This window comes from Brucella pseudogrignonensis (assembly GCF_002252525.1).
Taxonomy (GTDB): Bacteria; Pseudomonadota; Alphaproteobacteria; order Rhizobiales; family Rhizobiaceae; genus Brucella; species Brucella pseudogrignonensis.
On record NZ_NNRM01000022.1, the window covers coordinates 175,706 to 198,357 of the forward strand.

Sequence of the window (22,652 nt, forward strand, 5' to 3'; positions counted from 1 at the left end):
AGAGCGGTTTCAAAGATTCAGTATTAACTGGAACCGCTCTACCCCTCTTTTCGTTCTTAATTCTGAATGAAACAGGCTTTTCCGACACCGCGTGCTGGATCACCGAAAGCACGGTTGTCACATCGTACGCCATCACGGAATACGCGCTCTACAAAACGCCCCTTCGCTCCGTAACGTACGACCTTACGACCATAGAAATCGCAGAAGCCTTTTTCTTTTGCGCATTGCTGCCACTCGCCACGACGACGATCATCGCGTCTGTTATCACGCCAATCATCCCGACGGTCGTCACGCCAATCATTTCGGCGATCATCACGACGATTGTCGCGCCAATCGTTGCGACGATCATCGCGTCGATCTTCATAACGATCACGGACAACGAATGAGCAGCTTTTCTGTGCGCCAGGGGCCGGATCACCGAAAACTTGATTTGAGCAGCGCACATTCGGACCATCGATAAACTGAGACGTGCCCCGGCCATTCGCGCCATAGATCACTTCAGTTGGATACGGAAGTCTGCAGGTTTCATTTTCACCGGCGCAACGCTGCAATTGCGCAGCCTCAGCGGGTGCAGGAGCAATTACGTACATAGATGCAATAAAAGCTGACATGCCTGCGACGAGGCTAAGTTTATTAGACAGAAGAGCTGCCATGGCTAACACCATTGTTTGAATGTCTGATGAGTTCTTATAGATTTCAGTTCTTGAACATAGAATGAACGGCGACTTACGTTTCAACTGGTCAATATCGCGAATGATTGTAAATATTTGAACGCAAATCGTGTAAAAATTCCAGATAGATAGTTCCCTTTTTTTGCTGAATCCGCAAGAGTGCGAATAGATGTTTCTCGTCAGCAAGGTCGTAAGAAAATGCATGGTGAATACAAGGTCCACGGTGGCAAGCTGGTTGTTATCGATCTCGAAGTTCAGGATAACAAACTGAGCCAGGTTCAGGTCGCGGGGGACTTTTTCCTCGAGCCTGCAGAAGCCCTTGATGACATTCGTGATGCATTGAACGGTTTGCCTGCGACTGCCTCATCGGAAGAAATTGCTAATGCGGTCCGCAAAGGACTTCGCCCAGACGCTTTCATGATCGGTTTCAGCCCTGAAGCTGTCGCTATTGCTGTGCGTCGAGCTCTTGGCGTTGCACGTACCTGGCGCGACTACGAATGGCAGATCATCGATATTCCGCCGCTGACGCCAACGATGCATCTCGCGCTTGACGAAGTTCTGGCACGTGAAGTGGCCGCTGGACGTCGCGCGCCGACTTTGCGCTTTTGGGAGTGGGAGCGTCCATCCATTATCATCGGAGCGTTTCAGTCGCTGCGTAATGAAGTGGATATGGAAGCGACTGCTGAGCTCGGCGTCGAAACAGTTCGTCGCGTAACAGGCGGCGGCGCAATGTTTGTGGAGCCGGGCAACTCGATTACCTATTCTCTTTATGCGCCGGGTGAACTCGTGCGTGATATGAGTTTCGCCGATTCCTACGCATTCCTCGACGAATGGGTCCTGAAGTCGCTTAATTCGCTTGGCATCGACGCGTTTTATAAGCCGCTCAATGATATTTCGAGCTCGAAAGGCAAGATCGGTGGAGCGGCCCAGAAGCGCTATTCAGGCGGAACTGTTCTGCATCACGTCACCATGGCTTATGACATGGACGCCGAGAAAATGGTGAAGGTGTTGCGCATTGGCCGGGAAAAGCTGTCTGACAAGGGTACGGCCAGCGCGGTCAAACGCGTCGATCCTGTCCGCAGCCAGACGGGCTTGCCGCGCCGCGAAGTCATTGATCGCATGAAAGAGATGTTCGTTTCGTTGAATGGCGGTGTCACCGGGACGATAACACCGGAAGAATACGCAGCAGCCGAGAAGCTCATTGAAGAAAAATTTGCCACGAAGGAATGGCTGCATCACATTCCGTAAGTAAACATGGCTCGCAATGTCATCGCGCCGCGTGACAGCGGGGGCAAGCCATGTCATAGGGAGGCCAAGTTATCACAAGGCCTCCCACGCACATGATCCGCATCGACAGCATCAGCAAGTCCAACAGCCACCGTATTCTCTTTATCGAAGCTTCTGCCGCGTTGAATCGTGGGGAAAAAATAGGTCTCGTCGGCCCAAACGGTGCCGGTAAAACTACGCTTTTCCGCATGATTACCGGCGAAGAACTGCCCGATGAAGGGCAGGTGAATGTCGAAAAAGGCGTGACGATCGGCTATTTCAACCAGAATGTTGGTGAAATGGGTGGTCGTTCGGCTGTCGCGGAAGTGATGGACGGCGCAGGTCCGGTCAGTGTTGTGGCCGCAGAGTTGCGCGAACTTGAAGCCGCGATGTGCGATCCTGATCGTCTTGACGAAATGGACGCGATTATCGAGCGATACGGCGAAGTGCAGGCTCGCTATGAAGAACTCGACGGCTATGGATTGGATGGTCGTGCGCGCGAAGTGCTTGCGGGTCTGAGTTTCAGCCAGGAAATGATGGATGGCGATGTCGGCAAATTGTCCGGCGGCTGGAAAATGCGCGTGGCTCTCGCTCGCATTCTTCTCATGCGCCCCGACGTTATGCTTCTCGACGAACCGAGCAACCATCTCGATCTTGAAAGCCTTATCTGGCTTGAAGCTTTCCTCAAAAACTATGATGGCGCATTGCTGATGACCTCCCACGACCGCGAGTTTATGAACCGCATCGTGACCAAGATCATTGAAATCGACGGCGGCTCGCTCACGAGCTATTCCGGTGATTATGCCTTTTATGAAGGCCAGCGTGCGCTGAACGAAAAGCAGCAGCAAGCGCAGTTTGAACGCCAGCAAGCAATGCTTGCCAAGGAAATCAAATTCATCGAACGCTTCAAGGCACGCGCATCACACGCATCTCAGGTACAGAGCCGTGTGAAGAAGCTTGAAAAGATTGATCGCGTGGAACCGCCACGTCGTCGCCAGACGGTGGCTTTCGACTTCGCACCAGCGCCACGATCCGGCGAAGATGTCGTCAGCCTCAAGGGTGTCAACAAAAGCTATGGCAGCCGCACGATTTATGACGGGCTGGATTTCATGGTTCGTCGTCGTGAGCGGTGGTGCATCATGGGCGTCAATGGTGCAGGCAAGTCGACATTGCTCAAGCTTGTCACCGGCACAACGGAGCCTGATCAGGGGATCGTCAATCTCGGCGCGAGTGTGAAGCTTGGCTATTTCGCACAGCACGCCATGGATATTCTGGACGGGGACAGCACTATTCTCGAATGGCTGGAACAACGCTTTCCAAAGGCAGGGCAGGCACCTTTGCGTGCACTTGCAGGCTGCTTCGGCTTTTCTGGCGATGATATTGAAAAGAAATGCCGTGTGCTTTCTGGCGGTGAGAAAGCGCGATTGGTCATGGCAGCAATGCTGTTTGATCCGCCAAATTTCCTTGTACTCGATGAGCCGACTAACCATCTGGATCTCGACACCAAGGAAATGCTCATTCGGGCGCTTTCCGCTTACGAAGGCACAATGCTTTTCGTATCGCACGATCGTCGCTTTTTGTCGGCGCTCTCCAATCGCGTACTGGAACTCACGCCGGACGGCATTCACCAATATGGCGGCGGCTATACGGAATATGTTGAAAGCACAGGCCAGGAAGCGCCGGGCTTACACGTTGGATAAGAATAAGGCGGGAAATTTCCCGCCTTTTCTTTTGTCATCTGCTTAGCGGTAAACAATGCCGCCATCAGTCAGGATAGCCTGTCCGGTAATATAATCTGAATCCGGGCCCGAGAGGAACGATACCAGCGAGGCAACGTCTTCCGGGGTCTGGGCGCGGCCAAGAGCGATGCCTTCAACATACTTCTTGTAGGTTTCGCCCTTTGGCGCACCGGTGATTTCCGAGAAGCGCTCATCGATCTCAACCCACATATCGGTGCCGACGATGCCCGGGCAATAAGCGTTCACCGTTATGCCTGCGCTCGCATATTCTTTGGCGGCGGCTTGAGTCAGCGCACGCACAGCGAATTTCGTCGCCGAATAAACACCCAGCATTGCGAAGCCATCATGGCCAGCAATCGACGAGGCATTAATAATCTTGCCCTTATGTCCGCGCGCTTTGAATTTGGCTGCTGCTGCCTGAATGCCCCACAGAACACCTTCGACATTGATTTTCAGGATACGGTCGACTTCTTCGGGCTTAACATCGGAAATAGGCTGAACCTGTGCGATGCCCGCATTGTTGACGATGACGTCGAAGCCGCCGAGTTCCTTTTCTGCATGGTCAATTGCTGCGTAGACATCATCGCGCTTGCTCACATCTGCTGAGAACGTAGAGGCCTTGCGACCCAGTGCTTCAACTTCCTTTTTTACGGATTCAAGCTTGTCTGCTTTCAGGTCGACCAGTGCAATATCAAAGCCGTCTTTTGCAAGGCGCAGAGCGATACCGCGACCAATGCCCTGTGCTGCACCTGTGACCAATGCAACTTTAGCTGTGTTTGACATGATTTATCCTTTTCTGCTGTTAAGCTGATAAGCAGTCGGGAGAACTGCTATTGTACAAGCTGGCATTGCCAGATGACATGCACAAGACTGTAGAACGCCGTGCTTTCTGTTCATTGATCACAATCAAGTGCGCGCTAAATTATTGATGTGCCAATCAGAAACAGCTTCTTAATTAGATTGGTAAGCAGTATAGTGGATTAAATTTATCAACTTTTAGAATGTGCCATGCGCTTCCGTTTCGACAACAGAAAAACATCCTCAAAAATTGAACTACAACGCCGTCGTTTTCTCGCGATATCAACGATGGCTTTCGCTACAAGCTTGCTGCCATCGGTACTCTATGCCGAAGAGAGGCAGTCTCTACGTATTGCGCTTGCAACCAGTGTTTCCAACCAAGCTGCGGAGGTGGCAGCGACTGAAGCAAAAGAGCAGGGGCTCGATGTCGAACTGATCGAATTCAGTGATTGGAATACGCCGAATACGGCAGTTGCCGATAAGACTGTTGACGCCAATCTTTTTCAACATATTCCCTATCTGGATTACACCAACTCCAAGACCGGAAACGGGCTCGTACCGATAGCGCCTGCTTTCAGCACGCCATTCGGGCTTTACTCGAAGAAATATTCAAAGCTCGAAGATCTTCCGGATAATGCGCAGATCGCGTTTTCAGGCGATGTGATCAATACCGGCCGGTCGCTTCTTCTTCTGCAGAAGGCGGGCTTTCTGGAGTTGAAGCCAGACACAGATCATCGTGCGAGCCTCGAGGATGTTGTTATCTGGAAGAAACCGCTCAAGATCGTGCAACTGGACGGTCCACAAATCGCGCGATTACTGGACGAGGTGGATGCTGCGGCGACCTATCCCACTTTTGCAAAACTCGCAGGGCTGGAAGCGTCATCAGGACTGATCTTCGAGAACGAACCGATCTACGCCTTTCAGTTCGTCACACGTCCGGAATTGCGAGATGATGTTCGATTAAAAAAGTTCATCGAGATTTATCAGAACTCACCCGCTGTTAAAGCAAAGCTGCAGGAGCTCTATGGGGATATGGTTTCGTTCCCGCGTTTAAAGTGCGTAGAGCGCTTGCATTTGATCTCTGGTGGAACATGCGGTTTTTAGTGGTCATTTTGCCAAATAGACCATTGATGCAGAGACGTGGTTCAGCTAGAAACGCCTAGATTGAGGCGATCACGCCTCCCGGCGATGCACCCGTAGCTCAGCTGGATAGAGTGCTGCCCTCCGAAGGCAGAGGTCACAGGTTCGAATCCTGTCGGGTGCGCCATATAATCAATGACTTAACGTAAATTTATGTTGTGCTCACAGGTTCGTTGAACCTTCTGGTCAAATGTTAAATTCGCGTTTGGATCTAGCCTGCAAAGATTCGATACGAGTTTCGTTGCGCTGACGCCGTTACTTTTAACTTTACTAATTCTTATTGTTGCTCCAAGAGCGCTCGCGCCTTGTCTCATTAGAAGACTCAGGTTTTATTACGCCCAACTTTAAGAGGGTAAGGTAATATGACTAAGAAAAGTGTGGCGGGTGCTCCAGCCGTTATGGCTGTGGTAGGAGTAATACTCTTGGGTGGCGGGTTTTATCTCCAGTCCAGCGGATCGGGTGTTTCACCGGCCGATCAGTCGCGCTGTGAGGAAAACGTCAAGAATCTCTACAAAGATAGCGCTGAAGCCCAGCAAACATTTATATCCAAATGCAATGAACCGGGTGTTGTTGCGATGATTGATGCACGGGTAAATGGCTCTGGTGCGTCTGATACAGCTGCGGCCATTGCGTCGGCCAACCAGTCCGAGATCGGCTCTGGCGCTCTTGGTTACGGTATCATGGGTGTGGGCGTAGCACTGCTTATTTCAGGGCTTTTCGGCCTGTCTCGCGCCAAAAAGCGTGGTTGAAGCCACCGTTTAATACCAGCTCTCCGCAGCTGGTATTAAACAACGAATATGGAATAATTCACATCTTTGAAATCGGCTGAATCAGCCGATTATGTCGCTATTTTCCGTAAAGATCTGAAAGTAGGTGATGAGCAGAACTGCGAATGCATCCTGCAAAACGGGTTCCGGCTTCCAATCTAGTATGCTTTAAGAAGCCCAACGTATTTTAGCAGGAGTTCGACGTGCGCTTATTCAGCAAAGCAGCCTTAACCAGCGTGATCCCTTTTCTGATGGTTTCTGCGGCGCTTGCCGATGCAAAAACGGATTCGCTTCAACTTAGAAAAACCGTGGTCGATGGGCTTTATACCTATATCGAACTGGGCGAAAATTCCGAAGGGCGATCAAAAGCTCTCGGTGTCGAGATGGAAGACAAGGTAAAGGTACCTGTTGCAAAAGCGCAATCGGAGTGGCGGGAGATAGCGCAGAACAGTACAGATCAGGCTGGCTATCAAACCTATAAAATGTGCGATACGGCAGCCAGCTCGCTTCAAGATATTATTGATACAATTGCTGGCTATATTAAAAGCGACAGCACGCAAGAGCCTGACTACGAAGCCACTTTGACCAAGTTTGGCGCGGATTTGACCGAGTGCGAAAAGGCACTGGATGTGCAGTTAACTTTCTAGCTTTCAGGATAATGGCGGCATCCATATTTCGAACGCCGCCATTCGGATAATTACTTTAGTTCAGCAATCATATCATCATAGACTTTGCATGCGCTCGTTGGATCAGAAGCGAGCTGCGACTGCGCGCCGGAAAGCTTCTGAGCAACTTCAGCTGCTTTCTGAGGGTCCTTTGCTGCCAGTTCTTGCATCTTTGTAGAAAATTCTGTCGCTTTTGCAGTAACGTCTTCAGCTGTGCAGGCGAGCGAAGGTGAAGCAGCGGCCATCACAACAGCGATTGCGAGAAGGTATGCTTTCATTGTTCTTTCCTCGTGACTAGTCAAAGTTATATTAGACAAATCCCTATAACCGGCTGAATATAAGAGGGAAATAATATTTGAATCACATAGTGTGTACAGATTTAACAATATTCCGGAGCATTATGTACGAGGTGCTTCCGCGCCGCATTTCGGATAATTTTGTTAATATCGGTTCTGCTTGATTAGAATAGATCTAGTAAGATCAAAATAGTTGTCGATACTCGAACATTAAGCTTCGTTTTGTTTTCAATTCTCTGAGTTTTGCGCTTATTGAGCACTTATTAATTAAGCGTAACAGGAGATGATATGCGTCATATTCCAACTGCTATTGCCGCATTTATCGGCTTAGCCATTTTGAGTGTCGTTCTGGGGTCCTGGTATACTGTCGACGAGGGGGAACGTGGCGTCATTCTGCGTTATGGAGCCGTGGCCGGCGTTGCACAGCCGGGGCTTGGTTTCAAAATTCCATTGATAGATTCCGTCGTTCGCGTTTCGGTTCAATCCAAGGCAGCTATCTATAACGGCATGGAGGCCTATAGCCGGGACCAGCAACCAGCAACGATGAACCTCTCGGTCAACTATCGTATTCCGCCGGACCGCGTTGAAGAAGTTTACGCCACCTATGGCGGTGAAGATGGACTTCTGTCGCGTTTGGTTGAACGGCGCGTGTTCGAGGAAAGCAAGACTGTATTCGGTCGCTTTGCAGCTGTAACAGCCATTCAGGAGCGCGGTCGCCTTAATCAGGAAATCGCAGACGCTATCCAGAAAAGCGTAAGCGGTCCGGTCATCATCGATAGCGTGCAGATCGAGAATATTGATTTCTCTGATGCCTACGAGGCTAGTATTGAGCAGCGTATGCTTGCTGAGGTCGAAGTTCAGCGTCTGCGTCAGAATGCAGAACGTGAAAAGGTGCAGGCGGAAATTACCGTGACGCAGGCTAATGCGCAGGCTGACGCCCGTCGTGCAGATGCGCAGGCGCAAGCTGATTCTGTGAGGCTTCAGGCACAAGCTGATGCAGAAGCTATTCGTCTGAAGGGTGACGCTGAAGCTCAGGCCATCAAGGCGCGTGGTGATGCATTGCGCGATAACCCAGGTCTGGTTTCGCTCACACAGGCCGAAAAGTGGAACGGACAACTACCCACGACAATGCTGCCGAACGGCGCCATTCCGATGTTGAACCTTACGCAGGAATAAGACGTTTTGATTAAATGGCGGGTCGCGAGGCTCGCCATTTTTCGTTCGTCCGAAAACAAAGAAAACGCGCAAAGCTTCCGCTCTGCGTTTACATTATCTAATTCAACTATCTACTTGATAAAGAAGGAAACTTTGTCCCTGAACATTCCTCTATCTAAGAGAGGAATGGCGCGAGTGACGGGGCTCGAACCCGCGACCTCCGGCGTGACAGGCCGGCACTCTAACCAACTGAGCTACACCCGCGCATTGTTCCGATGCTTTCGATCAGGAACGGTGCTCATGTATGCGGGAACGGGATCAGCGTCAATCGTTTCTATGCGTAAGACCATAAAAAAATTCGGATAATTCTAATTTAAGGCTGATCTTGTGGAAAAGATGGAGGAATGGGAGCATTTCAGCGGCTAAAAAAGCGTATCAAATGGCGGTTTCACTAAGAAGCGGCACATCTGACTAATGTGCCGCCTGCTGGAGATTCGTTTTATCGAACAGATTCGCCCGTTTTGGGATCGATCTTGATTTCGACCTTTGCCCCATTCTTCATAAAATATTCGATTTCATAATAACCGCGATCATTCCAATCGACTTCATCAATATATTGCACATCGGCTGTTTGCTCGATTTTGGCGATTATCTCGGATAGCTTTGCGCCTTCTGGCGCGGCTGCAAAAGCGCCGACGGAAGTCGCAGTGAGAAGAATGGCTGCAAGCATGGTGCGCATGAAGAACTCCTTTGATCGTTACAACCTCTAGGTAAGGCCGCAAATTCACTAATCAAGGATACGCTTCGCTGGATCTCTTATTGCCACGAGCCGAAGTGTGTCTGCAGAAAGCAGCCAAACACGAGGAAGGCCGCTATGGCCAGGGCGATCAAGAGTATTTTCATTTTTTGATCATCCGCATTGTTCAGATCACATACAAGAAAACTGTATGTGATCTGAAGCTGTCAGATAGACCGCCTTAAGGAAATGATTTCGATCAACGGTTACGATTATCGACTGAAAATGCGCCAGCGCCAGTTGCGACGAGCGTCAGGAATACGAAGCAGAACAGAATTGCCGCATCGCCACCATTTGCAACTGGGAAGAAGCTTTTCGGAAAATGCGCCATGAAATAGGCAAAAGCCATATGACCCGATAGGATGAAGGCGACAGGACGGGTGAACCAGCCCAGCAAGATCAACGCGCCGCCAACAACCTCCAGCAAGGCTGATGCGATTTGCAATGCAGACAGGCTATCAGGGCCGGCAATAGGAAAACTGAATGCTTTCTGCGTGCCATGCTCGATATAAAGCAATGCCGTCACAATACGAAGGATGCCAATGGCATGAGGTTGATATTTGTTGAGCGAGCTGGTTTCTGCCATTAGTTTCTCCAAACATGAGTTTAAAATTCAACAAACCCATGAAGCCGGAAACAGGAAGAAATGCAAGCAATTGATAATTAGAAATTGCGGGTGATGTCAGCGACAACGAGATTGTCCCAACTTCACATCAAACTGGCGCGGACCGACTATCCCATTTTTCATAGACTTTGAAACGATCGTCGCTCTTACGGAACAAGGGCCAGCGATTACCTGATACTGATCTTCTTTTTGATAGATGACCTTGCTGATCGGGTAATTCGGAATGGCTTGCGCAACCGCTTCAATAACAGCGTTCAGTTCCTTTGCGCGCTGATAATTTGGTGCAAGCGCCGCATAGGATACATGGGTCGCAGCCAATAGAGAAACTGCGCCGAGCATGAGTGTTAACCGTGCCATTGCAATCTCCATCCAATAGCAAGTGAGTTACATTGGAGCGGGTAGCGGGAATCGAACCCGCGCATTCAGCTTGGGAAGCTGACAAGCTACCATTACATCATACCCGCCGCCGTGGTGATAAGGTAACATCAAGTCAGAGCGTTTTCATAATTGAAATTGATGGTATTCGCGACACTCAGTTTGATCCTGGTGCATTCATTAAAAGCCGTAAAAAGAATTCATCTCGTTTCCCCATTGATATCCGAGAATCCATCGCCATTTCCGGTGTTCGATAATTCAACTTGAATATTCAATGGGTAGTTTATGGCCATAGCTTCCAAACGCCGAGCATTGCTGATCGTCAATCCGAAAGCCCGAAATGGTAAAGGGTTCAGCGCTGACATGCGCACGATACTTGAGCGGGGCGGAATATCGCTGGTAGAGAAGACTGCAAAAAGCGACGAAACAATTTCAGATGTCATTCTTGGCAATCGCGATGTTGATTTGGTGATTGTCGGCGGAGGCGACGGTACACTCAATGCAGCCGCAAAAGGACTTATGGAAACGAAACTGCCACTGGCTATTCTGCCCTTAGGTACTGCGAATGACTTTGCTCGTACGATTGGCATCCCCGCAGACCCAACGGAAGCCACGCGCCAATTACTGAATTATCAGCAACTCCCCATCGATCTGGGTGAGGTCAACGGTCATCTCTACTTCAACGTCGCAAGCATCGGTTTTAGTGCTGAATTGGCGCAAAAACTCAGTGCCGATGCCAAGAAGAAATGGGGCAAGCTTGGCTATGCCATCGCCGCTAGCCGTATTCTGATGAGATCCGAGCTTTTCACGGCCTATCTTGAACATGACGGCATAACCGAAAAGATAAAGACGCTTCAGGTGTCGGTTGGAAATGGCAAGTTTTATGGTGGTGGCATGGCTGTCGAAAAAGATGCAGCCATTGACGATGGAAAGCTCGATTTTTATAGCCTTGAAGTCGATCATTGGTGGAAGCTGTTGCGGCTCCTGCCAAGTCTTCGACAGGGTACCCAGTCCAAATGGGATGATGTGCGCGCATTTCCTACGACGGAAGTTATCATACGCACCAAAAAACCACGCCCGGTGAATACCGATGGCGAGCTCTCGACCTGGACGCCGGCTCATTTCCGCCTGCACCGCAAAGCAATCGAAGCATACCGGCCAGCATCATTCTAAGATAAGATAAAAAATGGCCCGCTCTCATAGAACGGGCCCAATTCATGACGTTAGGTGACTGGCTCGGAGGTCATAAGAGCCGTATAAGTAACGGCTCAACTCCGGGATTGTTCCCGGACTAGAAGAAAAAGTACCAGATAAACAGCACTACAATAAAAGGCACGCCAAGAAGCCAAAGGATAAGTGCACGGAACATTTTGTTTCTCCTTCATGTTGAAAAATCAACGCGCTAGAAGCACCAAAGTTCCCTGTTCGTTGAGACAGATATTTAACCATCCACAACGACTCAATTGTGGGATTTGCAAAAGCTTTAATGATCCGTCAATAATTCGGTGACATCACTAATTCCTAATAGATATTTTCGATCGACTGGTCGTGTGTAGAGTTGCGGGCGTGTGGCGTATGAGTTCGAACCGGTGGCAAAACCGTGCTGGAAACGTAGAGCTATCGATTAAGCGTGAAAAACGCGGATCGACTGCAATGTTGACATTCATGGCATTAGCCGTGGCTCTCGTGGGTTGTGCGAGCGCTCCTCAACCGAAGTCATCGAAGAAAAAGCACCCCAAAGAATATTTTGCCGAATCCAAGTACGGCGTCAAAGCCAGCCCCCGAGTTACCAATGTTCAAGGGAAGCCTCTGCCTCGCGGCGGTGGGCGCAACCAGATCGGTCAACCCTATCAGGTTAAAGGCCGTTGGTATTATCCAAAAGAAAACAAGAACTACGCCTCGACAGGCCGCGCCTCTTGGTATGGCAGCGCTTTTCATGGCCGTCTGACCGCCAATGGCGAAATCTACGACATGACGCATCTGACGGCAGCGCATCCAACAATGCCGCTGCCAAGTTATGCGCGTGTCACCAACACTTTCAATGGCAGCTCCATCATCGTTCGCGTGAATGATCGTGGGCCATTCGAGCGTGATCGCGTTATCGATCTGTCGCAGAAGGCTGCCGAAATGCTGGATTACCAGCATCATGGTACCGCTGATGTGAAGGTTGAATATGTTGGGCGTGCGCCGCTTGATGGGCAGGATGATGCTTATCTGATGGCGTCTTACCGTTCGGGCAATGGCGATCCTATCGGACAGCCAGCCACGGGCGTCATGATGGCCATGAATGCGCCGACACCAACACCTGCGGGTATCGCAGCCATGCCGGTTCCACAATCTTCGCCATTTGAAGTTAATCCCGCTTATGGCGATGGTGAAATGCCGTTGCTTCCTGCCAACGTTCCAGTTCCATCGCAGCGTCCGGCTGGCAGCTTTGGCGTTGCCACAGCAGCGCGTATTGGCGGTCTTGGCTATGCGTCGGATCGCCTGGCTGCATCAGCCTATGCAGAAGAGCGTACCTATGGCAGCATCCTGACAGCAAACGCTGTTTCCGATGCATGGAAGCGTCGCAATACGGAAGATCAGCGTGAATATGTCGAAATCGGCATGTTTAATTCGCTGGAAGATGCGATGAAGCTCGAAAAATCTCTGCCTCGCTCTGCGCGCGTAACGCGCACAAAAATACCGACAGAGCAGGGTGATATTTACGAGCTGACAGCTTTTGCCGAAAAGGGCAATAACGACGATCTGCTTCGCGCTGCATGGAAGGCTGGAGCGACCGACGCCTTTGTCGTTCGTGCGGACTGATTTCGGCCAGAAACGCCGCGTAGCTTCGTCAAAGAAGAAGCATGACGGGTGTAAGATGGGGCGTTTCTCGATAAGCATAAAGCTTGCATCGGCGGTTGCCGCTGCTGTTTTAATAGCCGCACCGAGCTATGCGCAGACGGTGCAGGCAGGCTTTGCAACGAAAGCGCCACAGGTGCTTTTGTTAGACGACAAGAGCGGCACAGTCCTTCTTTCAAAAAATCCGGATATGAAAGTCCCACCGGCATCGCTTGCCAAGCTGATGACGGCTGAAGTTGTCTTTGAGGCGCTTGAAAAAGGCAAAACGACACTCGAAACGACCTATCCGGTTACTGAGTATGCCTGGCGTACCGGCGGGGCGCCGTCCGGCACATCGACCATGTTCGCTGCCATCAAATCCACCCCGACCGTTGCTGATCTTCTTCAGGGCATGATCGTGCAGGCGGCCAATGATGGCGCCATCATTCTCGCCGAAGGCCTGTCTGGTAGTGAAGGTGCTTTTGCTCAAGCAATGAATGAGCGTGCGAAAGAGCTTGGTTTGACTAGCTCGAATTTCGTGAACTCCACCGGATTACCCGCTCCCGGACAAACGGTGACGCTGTCGGACCTGATAAAACTCGCGCGCCACATCCACAGCGCTCATCCGGAACGCTATAAATATTACGCGCAAGAAGCGTTTACCTGGAACAAGATCATGCAGCGCAATCGAAACCCGCTTTTGCGGCTCGATATCGGTGCTGATGGCATGGGAACGGGTTACACTGAAGCGTCCGGTTATGCGCTTGTTGGATCGGCCGAACAGAACGGGCGTCGGCTTTTCCTGGCGATGAGTGGTCTAACAAGCATTAAAGAGCGTGAAGAAGAGGCCAAAAAGCTCATTCAGTGGGGTATGACTTCATTCGATACGGTCGATATTTATGCGGCTAATGAAGAGATCAGCACGGCGCAGGTTTTTGGTGGTTCGGCGTCCAGTGTTCCGCTGAAAGTGAAAGATGGCGTTGAATTGTTGCTCCCCAAGGAAGGGCGCGACAAGCTAAAAGCGCGTATTACATATCAGGGACCGCTCAGTGCACCTGTTTTAGCCAATACTGAGGTCGGGACGCTGCAGTTTGAACTGAATGGCAATGTCGTTCAGCAAATGCCACTTTACACGGCGCAGGAAGTACCTGTTGGTACGCTATCGCAGCGAGCCATGAGCGCAGTCATGGAACTCTCCACCGGTTGGTTGAGGAAGTATCTTTAACGCGCATCCCGAAAAGTGCGTACCGGTTTTCGGATGTGATGCGCGTTAGAAGAGATATTTGACGTGCCGATCTGATGTAATCGTTCAAAAGCGGTCCAGATACTCGACCTTGCGAACAAACGCCGCTAAATAGATTAGGAGCCTGAACAGGCGATAATTCAGTTTGCGGAAGTCAATTTGACCGGATTATTCATTACATTCGAGGGTGGGGAAGGCGCGGGTAAATCGACCCAGATCGCCTTGCTGGCAGAGCATTTGCGCGCTCTTGGGCTTGATCCATTGATAACACGCGAACCCGGTGGTTCTGCGGGTGCAGAGGCTGTTCGCCATGTGATTCTGAGCGGTAATGCCGAAAACTATGGTCCGGCCATGGAAGCATTGCTGTTTGCCGCCGCGCGTGCCGATCATGTTGATCAGCTGATCCGTCCTGCGCTTGCTGAAAACCGCATTGTGCTTTGCGACCGCTTCATCGATTCGAGCCGCGCCTATCAGGGTGTTACAGGCAATCTCAATGCCACCTATATGGCGGCGATTGAGCGTATCGCCATCGACGGTGCCATGCCTGATCTCACGATCATTCTCGATATTCCTGCGGAAAAAGGTCTTTCACGAGCCAACAAGCGGCGAGGGGCTGACGTGGCGGATCGTTTCGAGAAAGAAGCGATTGCCGTGCATGAAGCGCGCCGTCAGGCGTTTCTTGCCATTGCAAAAGCTGAACCCGACCGCTGCAGTGTCGTCGATGCGGACCGCGCTCAAGATGTAATTTCTGCCGACATCATCGCCATCGCTGATGAAATTTTGAAGAAAAGAGGTCTTCTGTGATCGAAGAACTCGATGTCCCAAAAGCCCATGATTCCATTGAGGGTGTCGCCGAACCGGCGGCAAGCGACTTTCTCACCGGCCATAGTGAAATCGCGGCTTTTCTCGCACAGGCCTATCGCGAAGGCCGTATGCATCATGCGCTGCTTTTTGAGGGCGAGCAGGGTATAGGCAAGGCAACGCTGGGCTTTCATCTGGCAGGCCATATGCTGGCCAATGCAGATCAGGCACTTGCCCCTGAAACTATCGGCGTACCTGATTTCAGTAAGCCACTCTGGCGACAGATCGCAGGCGGTATGCATCCAGCTGTGCTGCATATCAACCGCCCCTTTGATCAGAAGACTGGCAAGTTTAAAACCGGTATTCCCGTTGAGGAAATTCGCCGTGTTACCCATTTTCTGACCCGCACGGCATCGGACGGCGCATGGCGTATAGTAATTGTCGATCCCGCAGACGACATGAACCGCAACGCTGCCAATGCGCTTCTCAAAACGCTGGAAGAGCCGCCAGCCCGCGCAATCTTCATTCTGATTTCGCATTCGTCGGGGCGATTATTGCCGACGATCCGTTCACGCTGCCAGAGCATCCAGTTCAAGCCACTTGCGGATGAGCCACTCACCAATGCATTGGAACATATCGGGCCGAGCGTTGGCCTTGATGCGGGTGACATCACGCCAGCGCTGCTCACGCGTTCAGAAGGCAGCGTGCGCAAGGCGCTGCTGCTTGTGGCGCATGGTGGGCTGGAAATATCCGATACGGTTGATGCCATCTTGCAGGGACAGAATTTCGACCTGCCGAAAGCACAGGCGCTATCAGGTGTTCTCAATGGCCGTGAGGCGGAGGTTCAATATGAGCTGTTCCGCGATTATCTCATGAGCCGGATCGCCGATGAAGCTCGCCGCTATGCAGATTCGGGCCAGCTGCGCGAAGCCGATCAGTGGTCACGCTACTGGAGCGAACTGACACGCGAAATTTTCAATGCCGAGACCTATAATCTCGACCGCAAGCAGGCCGTTATGATCCTTTTGGAAAAAACGCATCGCGCTTTTCGATCTGGCGTGCCTCCGCTTACGTGACATGCCGACTTAGTTGCGTTATGTCACCGCTAACGTTTTTTAAACATCACACTTGAAGAAGCCGGATTTCTGATGAGCCGCGAAAAATTCTACATCACCACCGCGATTGCTTACCCGAATGGCAAGCCGCATATCGGCCATGCTTATGAGTTGATTGCGACCGATGCCATGGCGCGTTTTCAGCGTCTGGATGGCAAGGACGTTCACTTCCTGACCGGCTCGGATGAACACGGCATCAAGATGTTGCAGAGCGCGCGCAAGGAAGGCATCACGCCCCGCGAACTCGCAGATCGCAACACGGCTGCTTTCCAGCGCATGGGTGAGTTTCTGAACAGCTCGCACGACGATTATATCCGCACCTCGGAAGAGCGTCACTACAAGGCCAGTCAGGCAATCTGGCAGGCAATGTCGGCCAATGGCGATATTTATAAGGGCGGTTATGCGGGCTGGTATTCAGTTCGTGATGAAGCCTACTACGGCGAAGAAGAAACTGAGGTGCGCGGCGACAATGTTCGCTACGGTCCACAGGGCACGCCGGTCGAATGGGTTGAAGAAGAAAGCTATTTCTTCCGCCTGTCGAATTATCAGGACAAGCTCCTTGAACTCTATGAAAACAATCCCGGCTTCATCATGCCTGCGGAGCGTCGCAACGAGATCGTTAGCTTCGTAAAGTCGGGCCTGAAGGATCTGTCAATTTCGCGCACAACGTTCGACTGGGGTATTCCTGTTCCGGGCGATGAAAAGCACGTCATGTATGTGTGGGTCGATGCGTTGACCAACTATATTACCGCTCTCGGTTATCCTGATACGACTGACGAGAAGTGGGCTTACTGGCCTGCGGATGCGCATATTATCGGCAAGGATATTTCGCGTTTCCACGCGGTTTACTGGCCTGCATTCCTGATGTCGGCAGGCGTTCCGCTGCCGAAGCGTGTATTCGCGCATGGCTTCCTGTTCAATCGCGGTGAAAAAATGTCGAAGTCTCTCGGCAATGTCATCGATCCGTTTGAACTGGTCCAGCGCTACGGCCTTGATCAGCTGCGTTACTTCCTGATGCGTGAAGTGCCGTTCGGTCAGGATGGCAGCTACAGTCACGATGCAATCGTCAACCGCACCAATGCCGATCTCGCCAATGATCTTGGCAACCTCGCACAACGTTCGCTGTCGATGATTGCAAAGAACTGCGAAGGCAAGGTTCCGGTTCCGGCTGCATTCACGGATGCCGATAAGGCCATTCTCGATCAGGCTGATGCTGCATTGGAAACCGCACGTAAGGCCGTCGGTGATCAGGCATTGCACATCGCGCTCGGCGCTATCTTTGCCGTTGTTGCAGAAGCAAACCGTTACTTTGCGGGGCAGGAGCCTTGGGCACTACGCAAGACTGACATGGAACGCATGGGCACAGTGCTCTATGTGACGGCAGAAGTGATCCGCCGTGTTGGCATCATGGTTCAGCCTTTCATTCCGCAGTCGGCAGAAAAGCTGCTCGATATTCTGGCAATCCCGGCAGACAAGCGTCAGTTCTCTGACGTTGCAGCAAGCCCGCTCGTTGGCGGCGCAGAACTGCCTGCACCGCAGCCGGTTTTCCCGCGCTATGTGGAAGCGGAAGAACAGAACTGAGCTGAATATGCTGGTTGATAGTCACTGCCATCTAGACTTTGCGGACTTCGAGCCCGAGCGCGACGCTATTGTAAACCGCGCGCTCGAGGCTGGCATCAAACGCATGGTCACGATTTCGACGCGAGTACGCAAGTTCGATACGATCCTCGCACTGACCAAGAAATATGATTCAGTCTATTGTTCGGTTGGTACGCATCCGAACAATGCACATGAAGAACTGGATGTTACTGCCGATGATCTCGTGCGGCTGGCAGAGCATACGAAAGTTGTCGCCATAGGCGAGGCGGGGCTTGATTATCATTATGATTATGCGCCGCCAGAAGCCCAACGTCAGGGCTTCCTCGTGCATATTGAAGCTGCACGTCGTACGCAGTTGCCGCTTGTGATCCACGCACGCAGCGCGGATCAGGACATGGCTGACATTCTAGAATCTGAGACAGCGAAGGGTGCATTTCCCTTCATCCTGCATTGCTTTTCGTCAGGGCGCGCTCTGGCCGAAAAGGGCGTCGAGCTGGGCGGCTACGTGTCATTCTCGGGCATTCTGACTTTTAAGAACTCGGCTGATATTCGCGAAATTGCACAGATAGTTCCGCGTGATCGTTTGCTGGTTGAGACTGATGCGCCTTATCTCGCGCCTATGCCGCATCGCGGCCAGCGCAATGAGCCTTCATTCGTGCAGCACACAGCAGCCGTGTTGGCTGAAACGATTGGTGTAAGCCGCGAAGAAATCGCTGACATTACCAGCGAAAATGTCTTCCGGCTTTTCTCCAAAATGCCAAAGCCTGCCGGGGAATAATCATCGTGGTATCGCCTCGCAATTGTCTGCGTTTCACAATTCTCGGGTGCGGTTCGTCTCCCGGTGTGCCACGCATCAATGGTGATTGGGGCAACTGCGATCCCAAAAATCCAAAGAACAAGCGCCGCCGCGCGGCTTTGCTTGTTGAACGGTTCGACGCCGACGGGAACAGCACGGTCGTTGTTATCGACACGGGCCCGAATTTCCGGGACCAGATGATTGATGCCAACGTGCCGTCGCTTGACGCTGCCGTCTATACGCATCCCCATGCCGACCATATCCACGGCATCGATGACTTACGAACCTATGTCGTTGAAAACCGTCGACTGATGGATGTGTATGCCAACCGGCTGACACGCAACCGCCTGTTTGAAGCCTTCGGCTATTGTTTTGAGACGCCAGTGGGATCGAGCTATCCGCCGATCCTTTCGATGCATGATATCATGGCAGAAACAGCATTCTCGATCACGGGTGCGGGCGGGTCGATCCGCTTTGAGCCATTTATGCAGGTGCATGGCGATATTGAATCGCTTGGCTTCCGCATTGGCAATGTCGCTTACTGCACGGATGTCAGCGCGTTTCCGGATGAGAGCCTGAAATATATCCGCCATGCCGATGTGCTGATTATTGGTGCGCTGCAATATCGCCCGCATCCAAGCCATTTCTCGTTAGAACAGGCGTTGGAATGGATCGAATTCTTCGGACCAAAACGCGCAATCCTGACGCATATGCATGTGCCGCTCGATTACGACACGGTTATGCGGGACACGCCTGATCACGTAGAACCCGGCTATGACGGGTTAAGATTTGAAGTGCCTCTTTAGTAAGAAAAAGCCCGCTGTGAAATTCGCAGCGGGCTTTTTTCATTGATACGCAACGGTATCAGGCAACAGAGCCCTTAACCGGGAATGGCATCACATTGCTTTCTTCAGCTTCTTCGTTCTGAGCCTTTTCAGACTTGTCTTCAAGCTGCAGACCGCCAGCACGAAGCAGGTCAGAGAAGCGGCCACCACGCGCAGCCAGTTCATCGAAGCTGCCGCGTTCGACCAGATGACCCTTGTCCATGAACAGCACAATATCGGCAGAACGGACGGTCGACAGACGGTGCGCAATAATGAAGGTCGTGCGGTTCTGGCTCAGATCATCAACAGCCTGCTTGACCTTTTCTTCGGTCTCGACGTCAAGCGCACTGGTCGCCTCGTCGAGTACGAGGATTGGCGAATCTTTCAGGATAGCGCGGGCGATCGCCAGACGCTGACGTTCACCACCCGAAAGCTGCGAACCACGTTCACCTACAACTGTATCGTAACCATTGCCCTTTGCGAGAATGAAGTCGTGGGCAGCAGCGGCCTTGGCAGCAGCATGAACCATTTCATGAGACGCATCTTCATTACCGACGCGGATGTTTTCTTCAACCGAACGATTAAACAGACCGGCATCCTGAAACACGGTTGCAATGGCATGGCGCAGCGAACGACGGCTGACAGTACGCGTATCGGTGCCATCAATTAGAATGCGACCAGCGGCAGGATCGAACACGCGCTGAAGGATATTGATCAGCGTGGTCTTACCGGCACCTGTCGGACCAACAATAGCGACGGTCTGTCCCGGCTTCACTTCAAACGAAACGTCATAGACGCCCTGACCCGAATTCGGGAATTCGAAGGTCACATTGTCGAACACAATGCCACCCTTGACATTTTCAAGATCGGTTGCGCCTTGCGGTTCCTGACGGTCGGCCGTCGCGTCTTCCATCTCGAAGAATTCTTCAAGCTTGGCACGGGCGGTCACAGTCTGGTTGATGAAGGCGCTGATCTGGTCAAGACGACCGATCATCAGCTGCGCAAAGCCGATAAAGGCAATCACGTCACCAACGCGCATCTGGCCCTTGGTCACAAAATATGCGCCAAGCAAAAGCACGATAACCATCGAGAAGGTCGAGGCCATACGGTTAAGACCGCTGGCGAGCGCCCACCAGTTGAGAACCGGGAACTGGACGTTTTCGAGGTTTTTGGCATAGGTACGCAGCGCCTGCGTTTCAGAGGCAATGCGGTTATAGCTCTGCACGACAGAAACGTTGCTGATCGTGTCGCTCACATGCTCGAACAGCTTGTGGTGATGCTTTTCAACGGCGGTCTGGCCATCTTTGGTCTTACGCATGACGAGCTGACCGATCATCACGTAGATGACGCCGAGCACGATAAGAACCATGGACATGCGAAGGTCCATGCTCATTGCAACAGGAATAAGCGCGCCCAGAGCCACAATCGTGGTCAGGTGCTGACGCATGAATTCAAGCCAGAGAGTGAAGAGCGAGTCTGTCGCGCGGATCAGCGTATGCAGTGCATTCGACGTACCGCGCTTCTGGTGCCATGCAAGAGGCATGGTGATGATGCGCTCATAGGAGTCGATCATTACGCCCAGACGGCGACGATGGGCGAGGCGGTCAGCCCCACGCGCAACGAAGACTGCTGCAATGATGTTAAACCCGCCAAGTGCGGCCCACATGGCGAGCTGCGTAACGATATCTCCCTTGTCGGAGATAGCCTGAATGACCCGACCGAAAAGGATCGGTTCGGCCAGCATGACAAGGGCAACCAATACGCTTGCTATACACATGGTTATGGTTGCAGCTTTCTCAGCCGCAAGATATTCCATGGCACGCCAGTAGATTTTGAGCAATGACACCTTCGGACTCCCGCTCGTTCTATTTCACTGGACTAAATGGTGCAGTCCCGTTGTTCTATCAATATGCAATGACGGCAAGAAGTGGCGATTGGGTGTCAAGGTTGACCATAAATTAAAAATAGATGTAACCGACCGTGAAGAGTCTAAGGCAGTTTTGTTACAGTGGCAGATTGTTGTTTTCGTCGATTATGCCTAGCAATCCGGCCTTGGCGCGTCTATTGACAGATTTAAAGCGCATTCCGGCGACCCGCTGACGGTTACGGCCTGTAAGACGCACCAGAGACAGGCACGCGAAGCTCGTGCCCCTAAGAAGTATTGATCGGGTTTTCCATGGCAGGCGTTGAACAAAAGAATGTGGCTGCAGACGAGACGGGTATGCGTCTTGATCGCTGGTTCAAGGTCCATTTTCCCGGACTTGGGTTCGGACACCTGCAGAAACTGCTGCGTTCCGGACAGGTTCGTGTGGATGGCGGGCGCGTAAAAGCAGATACACGTCTGCAGGCAGGCCAGTCGGTCCGTATTCCGCCATTGGGCGTTGATGAGAAGGCCACCGGTCCTGTAACTGCGCGCACCATTCGCAGTCAGGAAGATGGTGATGTCCTCAAGCAGATGTTGATTTATGAAGACGCCAAGGTCTTTGTTTTCAATAAGCCTGCGGGTCTGGCAGTGCAGGGCGGTTCCGGCCTTGTCCGGCATGTGGACGGTATGCTTGAAGCATGGCGCAATAAGAAGGGTGAAAAGCCTCGCCTCGTACATCGTATTGACCGAGATACTTCGGGCTGCCTTGTTGTTGCGAAGACACGCGGTGCTGCACAGGCTTTGACCGCTGCATTCCGCGAACGTGACACCAAGAAGACTTACTGGGCACTTGTGAAGGGCGTTCCACGCAAGCGCGAAGACAAGATTTCAACTTGGTTGGTCAAAGAACAAACGCCGGATGGCGATAAGATGCGTGTTTGCCAGCATGGTGAACCGGATTCCGATCATGCCGTCTCTTATTATCGGATCATCGAAAAGGTCGGTAACAACCTGACGTGGTTGGAAATGGAGCCTTACACGGGCCGCACCCATCAGCTGCGTGTTCATGCAGCGCATATTGGTCATCCAATCATCGGCGACCCTAAATACTTTGAAGCTGACCAGAACTGGGAATTCCCGGGCGGCATTCAGAAGAAATTGCATCTTCACGCCCGCCGCATTCGCATCCCAAATCCATCGGGTGGCACTATTGATGTCACGGCACCGCTGCCACCGCATATGGTGCAGTCGTGGAACTTGCTTGGCTTTGATGAGGCAGACGCGGAAGAGTAAA

22 protein-coding genes and 3 tRNA genes are annotated in these 22,652 nt (G+C 51.8%); 16 read left to right on the forward strand and 9 right to left on the reverse strand.

Annotated features, from left to right (window positions below; genetic code table 11):
* Nucleotides 1–56 precede the first annotated feature (56 nt).
* On the reverse strand, nt 57–875 hold the full coding sequence (locus CEV34_RS13840; protein ID WP_235819051.1) for a hypothetical protein: 819 nt from the start codon (nt 873–875) through the stop codon (nt 57–59).
* Here CEV34_RS13840 and CEV34_RS13845 point away from each other — a divergent pair.
* Entirely contained in the window at nt 870–1,919 is a 1,050-nt protein-coding gene (locus CEV34_RS13845) for a lipoate--protein ligase family protein (RefSeq protein WP_007874843.1), read from the forward strand. The two genes, CEV34_RS13840 and CEV34_RS13845, sit on opposite strands and share 6 nt — an antisense overlap.
* 92 nt (nt 1,920–2,011) lie before the next feature.
* Entirely contained in the window at nt 2,012–3,637 is a 1,626-nt protein-coding gene (gene abc-f, locus CEV34_RS13850) for a ribosomal protection-like ABC-F family protein (protein ID WP_094543771.1), read from the forward strand.
* 42 nt (nt 3,638–3,679) lie between these two features.
* Here abc-f and CEV34_RS13855 read toward each other — a convergent pair whose 3' ends face one another.
* A complete protein-coding gene (locus CEV34_RS13855; RefSeq protein WP_007874849.1) occupies nt 3,680–4,459 on the reverse strand; it encodes an acetoin reductase in 780 nt (259 codons plus the stop codon).
* Nucleotides 4,460–4,762: 303 nt separating this feature from the next.
* On the opposite strand from CEV34_RS13855, the gene CEV34_RS13860 reads away from it, so the two are divergent.
* From CEV34_RS13860 to CEV34_RS13875, 4 genes are all read left to right on the forward strand, one after another.
* Nucleotides 4,763–5,578, forward strand: coding sequence for a MetQ/NlpA family ABC transporter substrate-binding protein (locus tag CEV34_RS13860; protein WP_235819052.1), 816 nt, complete (start codon nt 4,763–4,765; stop codon nt 5,576–5,578).
* A gap of 86 nt (nt 5,579–5,664) precedes the next feature.
* A tRNA-Arg gene (locus CEV34_RS13865) sits at nt 5,665–5,741 on the forward strand.
* 235 nt (nt 5,742–5,976) lie between these two features.
* A complete protein-coding gene (locus CEV34_RS13870; RefSeq protein WP_039859732.1) occupies nt 5,977–6,363 on the forward strand; it encodes a hypothetical protein in 387 nt (128 codons plus the stop codon).
* Between the two features lie 221 nt (nt 6,364–6,584).
* Nucleotides 6,585–7,028 (forward strand): hypothetical protein, encoded by a 444-nt coding sequence (locus CEV34_RS13875; RefSeq protein ID WP_007874855.1) that lies wholly within the window; start codon nt 6,585–6,587, stop codon nt 7,026–7,028.
* 50 nt (nt 7,029–7,078) lie between these two features.
* Here CEV34_RS13875 and CEV34_RS13880 read toward each other — a convergent pair whose 3' ends face one another.
* A complete protein-coding gene (locus tag CEV34_RS13880) occupies nt 7,079–7,324 on the reverse strand; it encodes a hypothetical protein (protein ID WP_007874857.1) in 246 nt (81 codons plus the stop codon).
* 306 nt (nt 7,325–7,630) lie between these two features.
* Between CEV34_RS13880 and CEV34_RS13885 the strand changes: the two genes are divergently transcribed.
* Complete coding sequence (locus CEV34_RS13885) at nt 7,631–8,518, forward strand: prohibitin family protein (protein ID WP_007874859.1); 888 nt, start codon at nt 7,631–7,633, stop codon at nt 8,516–8,518.
* 166 nt (nt 8,519–8,684) lie between these two features.
* Here CEV34_RS13885 and CEV34_RS13890 read toward each other — a convergent pair.
* From CEV34_RS13890 to CEV34_RS13910, 5 genes are all read right to left on the reverse strand, one after another.
* Nucleotides 8,685–8,761: transfer RNA gene (locus CEV34_RS13890), tRNA-Asp, on the reverse strand.
* 235 nt (nt 8,762–8,996) lie between these two features.
* On the reverse strand, nt 8,997–9,236 hold the full coding sequence (locus CEV34_RS13895; RefSeq protein WP_007874862.1) for a PepSY domain-containing protein: 240 nt from the start codon (nt 9,234–9,236) through the stop codon (nt 8,997–8,999).
* Between the two features lie 256 nt (nt 9,237–9,492).
* Complete coding sequence (locus CEV34_RS13900; RefSeq protein ID WP_007874863.1) at nt 9,493–9,879, reverse strand: DoxX family protein; 387 nt, start codon at nt 9,877–9,879, stop codon at nt 9,493–9,495.
* A gap of 96 nt (nt 9,880–9,975) precedes the next feature.
* On the reverse strand, nt 9,976–10,257 hold the full coding sequence (locus CEV34_RS13905) for a hypothetical protein (RefSeq protein WP_235819053.1): 282 nt from the start codon (nt 10,255–10,257) through the stop codon (nt 9,976–9,978).
* 51 nt (nt 10,258–10,308) lie between these two features.
* Nucleotides 10,309–10,382: transfer RNA gene (locus CEV34_RS13910), tRNA-Gly, on the reverse strand.
* A 196-nt stretch (nt 10,383–10,578) separates the two neighbouring features.
* Here CEV34_RS13910 and CEV34_RS13915 point away from each other — a divergent pair.
* The 8 genes from CEV34_RS13915 (at nt 10,579) to CEV34_RS13950 (ending at nt 19,476) form a co-directional block, all read left to right on the forward strand.
* A complete protein-coding gene (locus CEV34_RS13915; RefSeq protein ID WP_007874869.1) occupies nt 10,579–11,466 on the forward strand; it encodes a lipid kinase in 888 nt (295 codons plus the stop codon).
* 402 nt (nt 11,467–11,868) lie between these two features.
* A complete protein-coding gene (locus tag CEV34_RS13920) occupies nt 11,869–13,101 on the forward strand; it encodes a septal ring lytic transglycosylase RlpA family protein (protein WP_039859735.1) in 1,233 nt (410 codons plus the stop codon).
* A 55-nt stretch (nt 13,102–13,156) separates the two neighbouring features.
* The gene (locus tag CEV34_RS13925) at nt 13,157–14,341 is read left to right on the forward strand and encodes a D-alanyl-D-alanine carboxypeptidase family protein (protein WP_007874872.1); all 1,185 of its coding nucleotides are present in this window, start codon (nt 13,157–13,159) and stop codon (nt 14,339–14,341) included.
* 177 nt (nt 14,342–14,518) lie between these two features.
* A complete protein-coding gene (gene tmk / locus CEV34_RS13930; RefSeq protein ID WP_007874874.1) occupies nt 14,519–15,163 on the forward strand; it encodes a dTMP kinase in 645 nt (214 codons plus the stop codon).
* On the forward strand, nt 15,160–16,236 hold the full coding sequence (locus CEV34_RS13935; protein ID WP_007874876.1) for a DNA polymerase III subunit delta': 1,077 nt from the start codon (nt 15,160–15,162) through the stop codon (nt 16,234–16,236). Before tmk ends, CEV34_RS13935 begins: the two co-directional genes overlap by 4 nt.
* A 72-nt stretch (nt 16,237–16,308) precedes the next feature.
* The gene (gene metG, locus CEV34_RS13940; protein ID WP_094543773.1) at nt 16,309–17,856 is read left to right on the forward strand and encodes a methionine--tRNA ligase; all 1,548 of its coding nucleotides are present in this window, start codon (nt 16,309–16,311) and stop codon (nt 17,854–17,856) included.
* A 7-nt stretch (nt 17,857–17,863) separates the two neighbouring features.
* Complete coding sequence (locus CEV34_RS13945) at nt 17,864–18,652, forward strand: TatD family hydrolase (RefSeq protein WP_007874889.1); 789 nt, start codon at nt 17,864–17,866, stop codon at nt 18,650–18,652.
* Nucleotides 18,653–18,657: 5 nt separating this feature from the next.
* The gene (locus CEV34_RS13950; RefSeq protein WP_007874891.1) at nt 18,658–19,476 is read left to right on the forward strand and encodes an MBL fold metallo-hydrolase; all 819 of its coding nucleotides are present in this window, start codon (nt 18,658–18,660) and stop codon (nt 19,474–19,476) included.
* 58 nt (nt 19,477–19,534) lie between these two features.
* On the opposite strand, the gene CEV34_RS13955 is transcribed toward CEV34_RS13950, so the two are convergent.
* A complete protein-coding gene (locus CEV34_RS13955; protein WP_007874893.1) occupies nt 19,535–21,340 on the reverse strand; it encodes a glucan ABC transporter ATP-binding protein/ permease in 1,806 nt (601 codons plus the stop codon).
* Between the two features lie 330 nt (nt 21,341–21,670).
* Here CEV34_RS13955 and CEV34_RS13960 point away from each other — a divergent pair, with 330 nt between their 5' ends.
* Complete coding sequence (locus tag CEV34_RS13960) at nt 21,671–22,651, forward strand: RluA family pseudouridine synthase (protein WP_064320594.1); 981 nt, start codon at nt 21,671–21,673, stop codon at nt 22,649–22,651.
* The last annotated feature ends 1 nt before the right edge of the window (nt 22,652 follow it).

What these genes read in the sequence shown, in the direction of transcription:
- CEV34_RS13840 (WP_235819051.1), bottom strand. Translation starts at nt 875, where the DNA reads ATGCATTTTCTTACGACCTTGCTGACGAGAAACATCTATTCGCACTCT.
- CEV34_RS13860 (WP_235819052.1), top strand. Translation starts at nt 4,763, where the DNA reads ATGGCTTTCGCTACAAGCTTGCTGCCATCGGTACTCTATGCCGAAGAG.
- metG (WP_094543773.1), top strand. Translation starts at nt 16,309, where the DNA reads ATGAGCCGCGAAAAATTCTACATCACCACCGCGATTGCTTACCCGAAT.
- CEV34_RS13885 (WP_007874859.1), top strand. Translation starts at nt 7,631, where the DNA reads ATGCGTCATATTCCAACTGCTATTGCCGCATTTATCGGCTTAGCCATT.
- CEV34_RS13925 (WP_007874872.1), top strand. Translation starts at nt 13,157, where the DNA reads ATGGGGCGTTTCTCGATAAGCATAAAGCTTGCATCGGCGGTTGCCGCT.
- CEV34_RS13960 (WP_064320594.1), top strand. Translation starts at nt 21,671, where the DNA reads ATGGCAGGCGTTGAACAAAAGAATGTGGCTGCAGACGAGACGGGTATG.
- CEV34_RS13845 (WP_007874843.1), top strand. Translation starts at nt 870, where the DNA reads ATGCATGGTGAATACAAGGTCCACGGTGGCAAGCTGGTTGTTATCGAT.
- CEV34_RS13880 (WP_007874857.1), bottom strand. Translation starts at nt 7,324, where the DNA reads ATGAAAGCATACCTTCTCGCAATCGCTGTTGTGATGGCCGCTGCTTCA.
- CEV34_RS13920 (WP_039859735.1), top strand. Translation starts at nt 11,869, where the DNA reads ATGAGTTCGAACCGGTGGCAAAACCGTGCTGGAAACGTAGAGCTATCG.
- CEV34_RS13915 (WP_007874869.1), top strand. Translation starts at nt 10,579, where the DNA reads ATGGCCATAGCTTCCAAACGCCGAGCATTGCTGATCGTCAATCCGAAA.
- CEV34_RS13900 (WP_007874863.1), bottom strand. Translation starts at nt 9,879, where the DNA reads ATGGCAGAAACCAGCTCGCTCAACAAATATCAACCTCATGCCATTGGC.
- CEV34_RS13870 (WP_039859732.1), top strand. Translation starts at nt 5,977, where the DNA reads ATGACTAAGAAAAGTGTGGCGGGTGCTCCAGCCGTTATGGCTGTGGTA.
- CEV34_RS13895 (WP_007874862.1), bottom strand. Translation starts at nt 9,236, where the DNA reads ATGCGCACCATGCTTGCAGCCATTCTTCTCACTGCGACTTCCGTCGGC.
- abc-f (WP_094543771.1), top strand. Translation starts at nt 2,012, where the DNA reads ATGATCCGCATCGACAGCATCAGCAAGTCCAACAGCCACCGTATTCTC.
- CEV34_RS13945 (WP_007874889.1), top strand. Translation starts at nt 17,864, where the DNA reads ATGCTGGTTGATAGTCACTGCCATCTAGACTTTGCGGACTTCGAGCCC.
- CEV34_RS13905 (WP_235819053.1), bottom strand. Translation starts at nt 10,257, where the DNA reads ATGCTCGGCGCAGTTTCTCTATTGGCTGCGACCCATGTATCCTATGCG.
- CEV34_RS13855 (WP_007874849.1), bottom strand. Translation starts at nt 4,459, where the DNA reads ATGTCAAACACAGCTAAAGTTGCATTGGTCACAGGTGCAGCACAGGGC.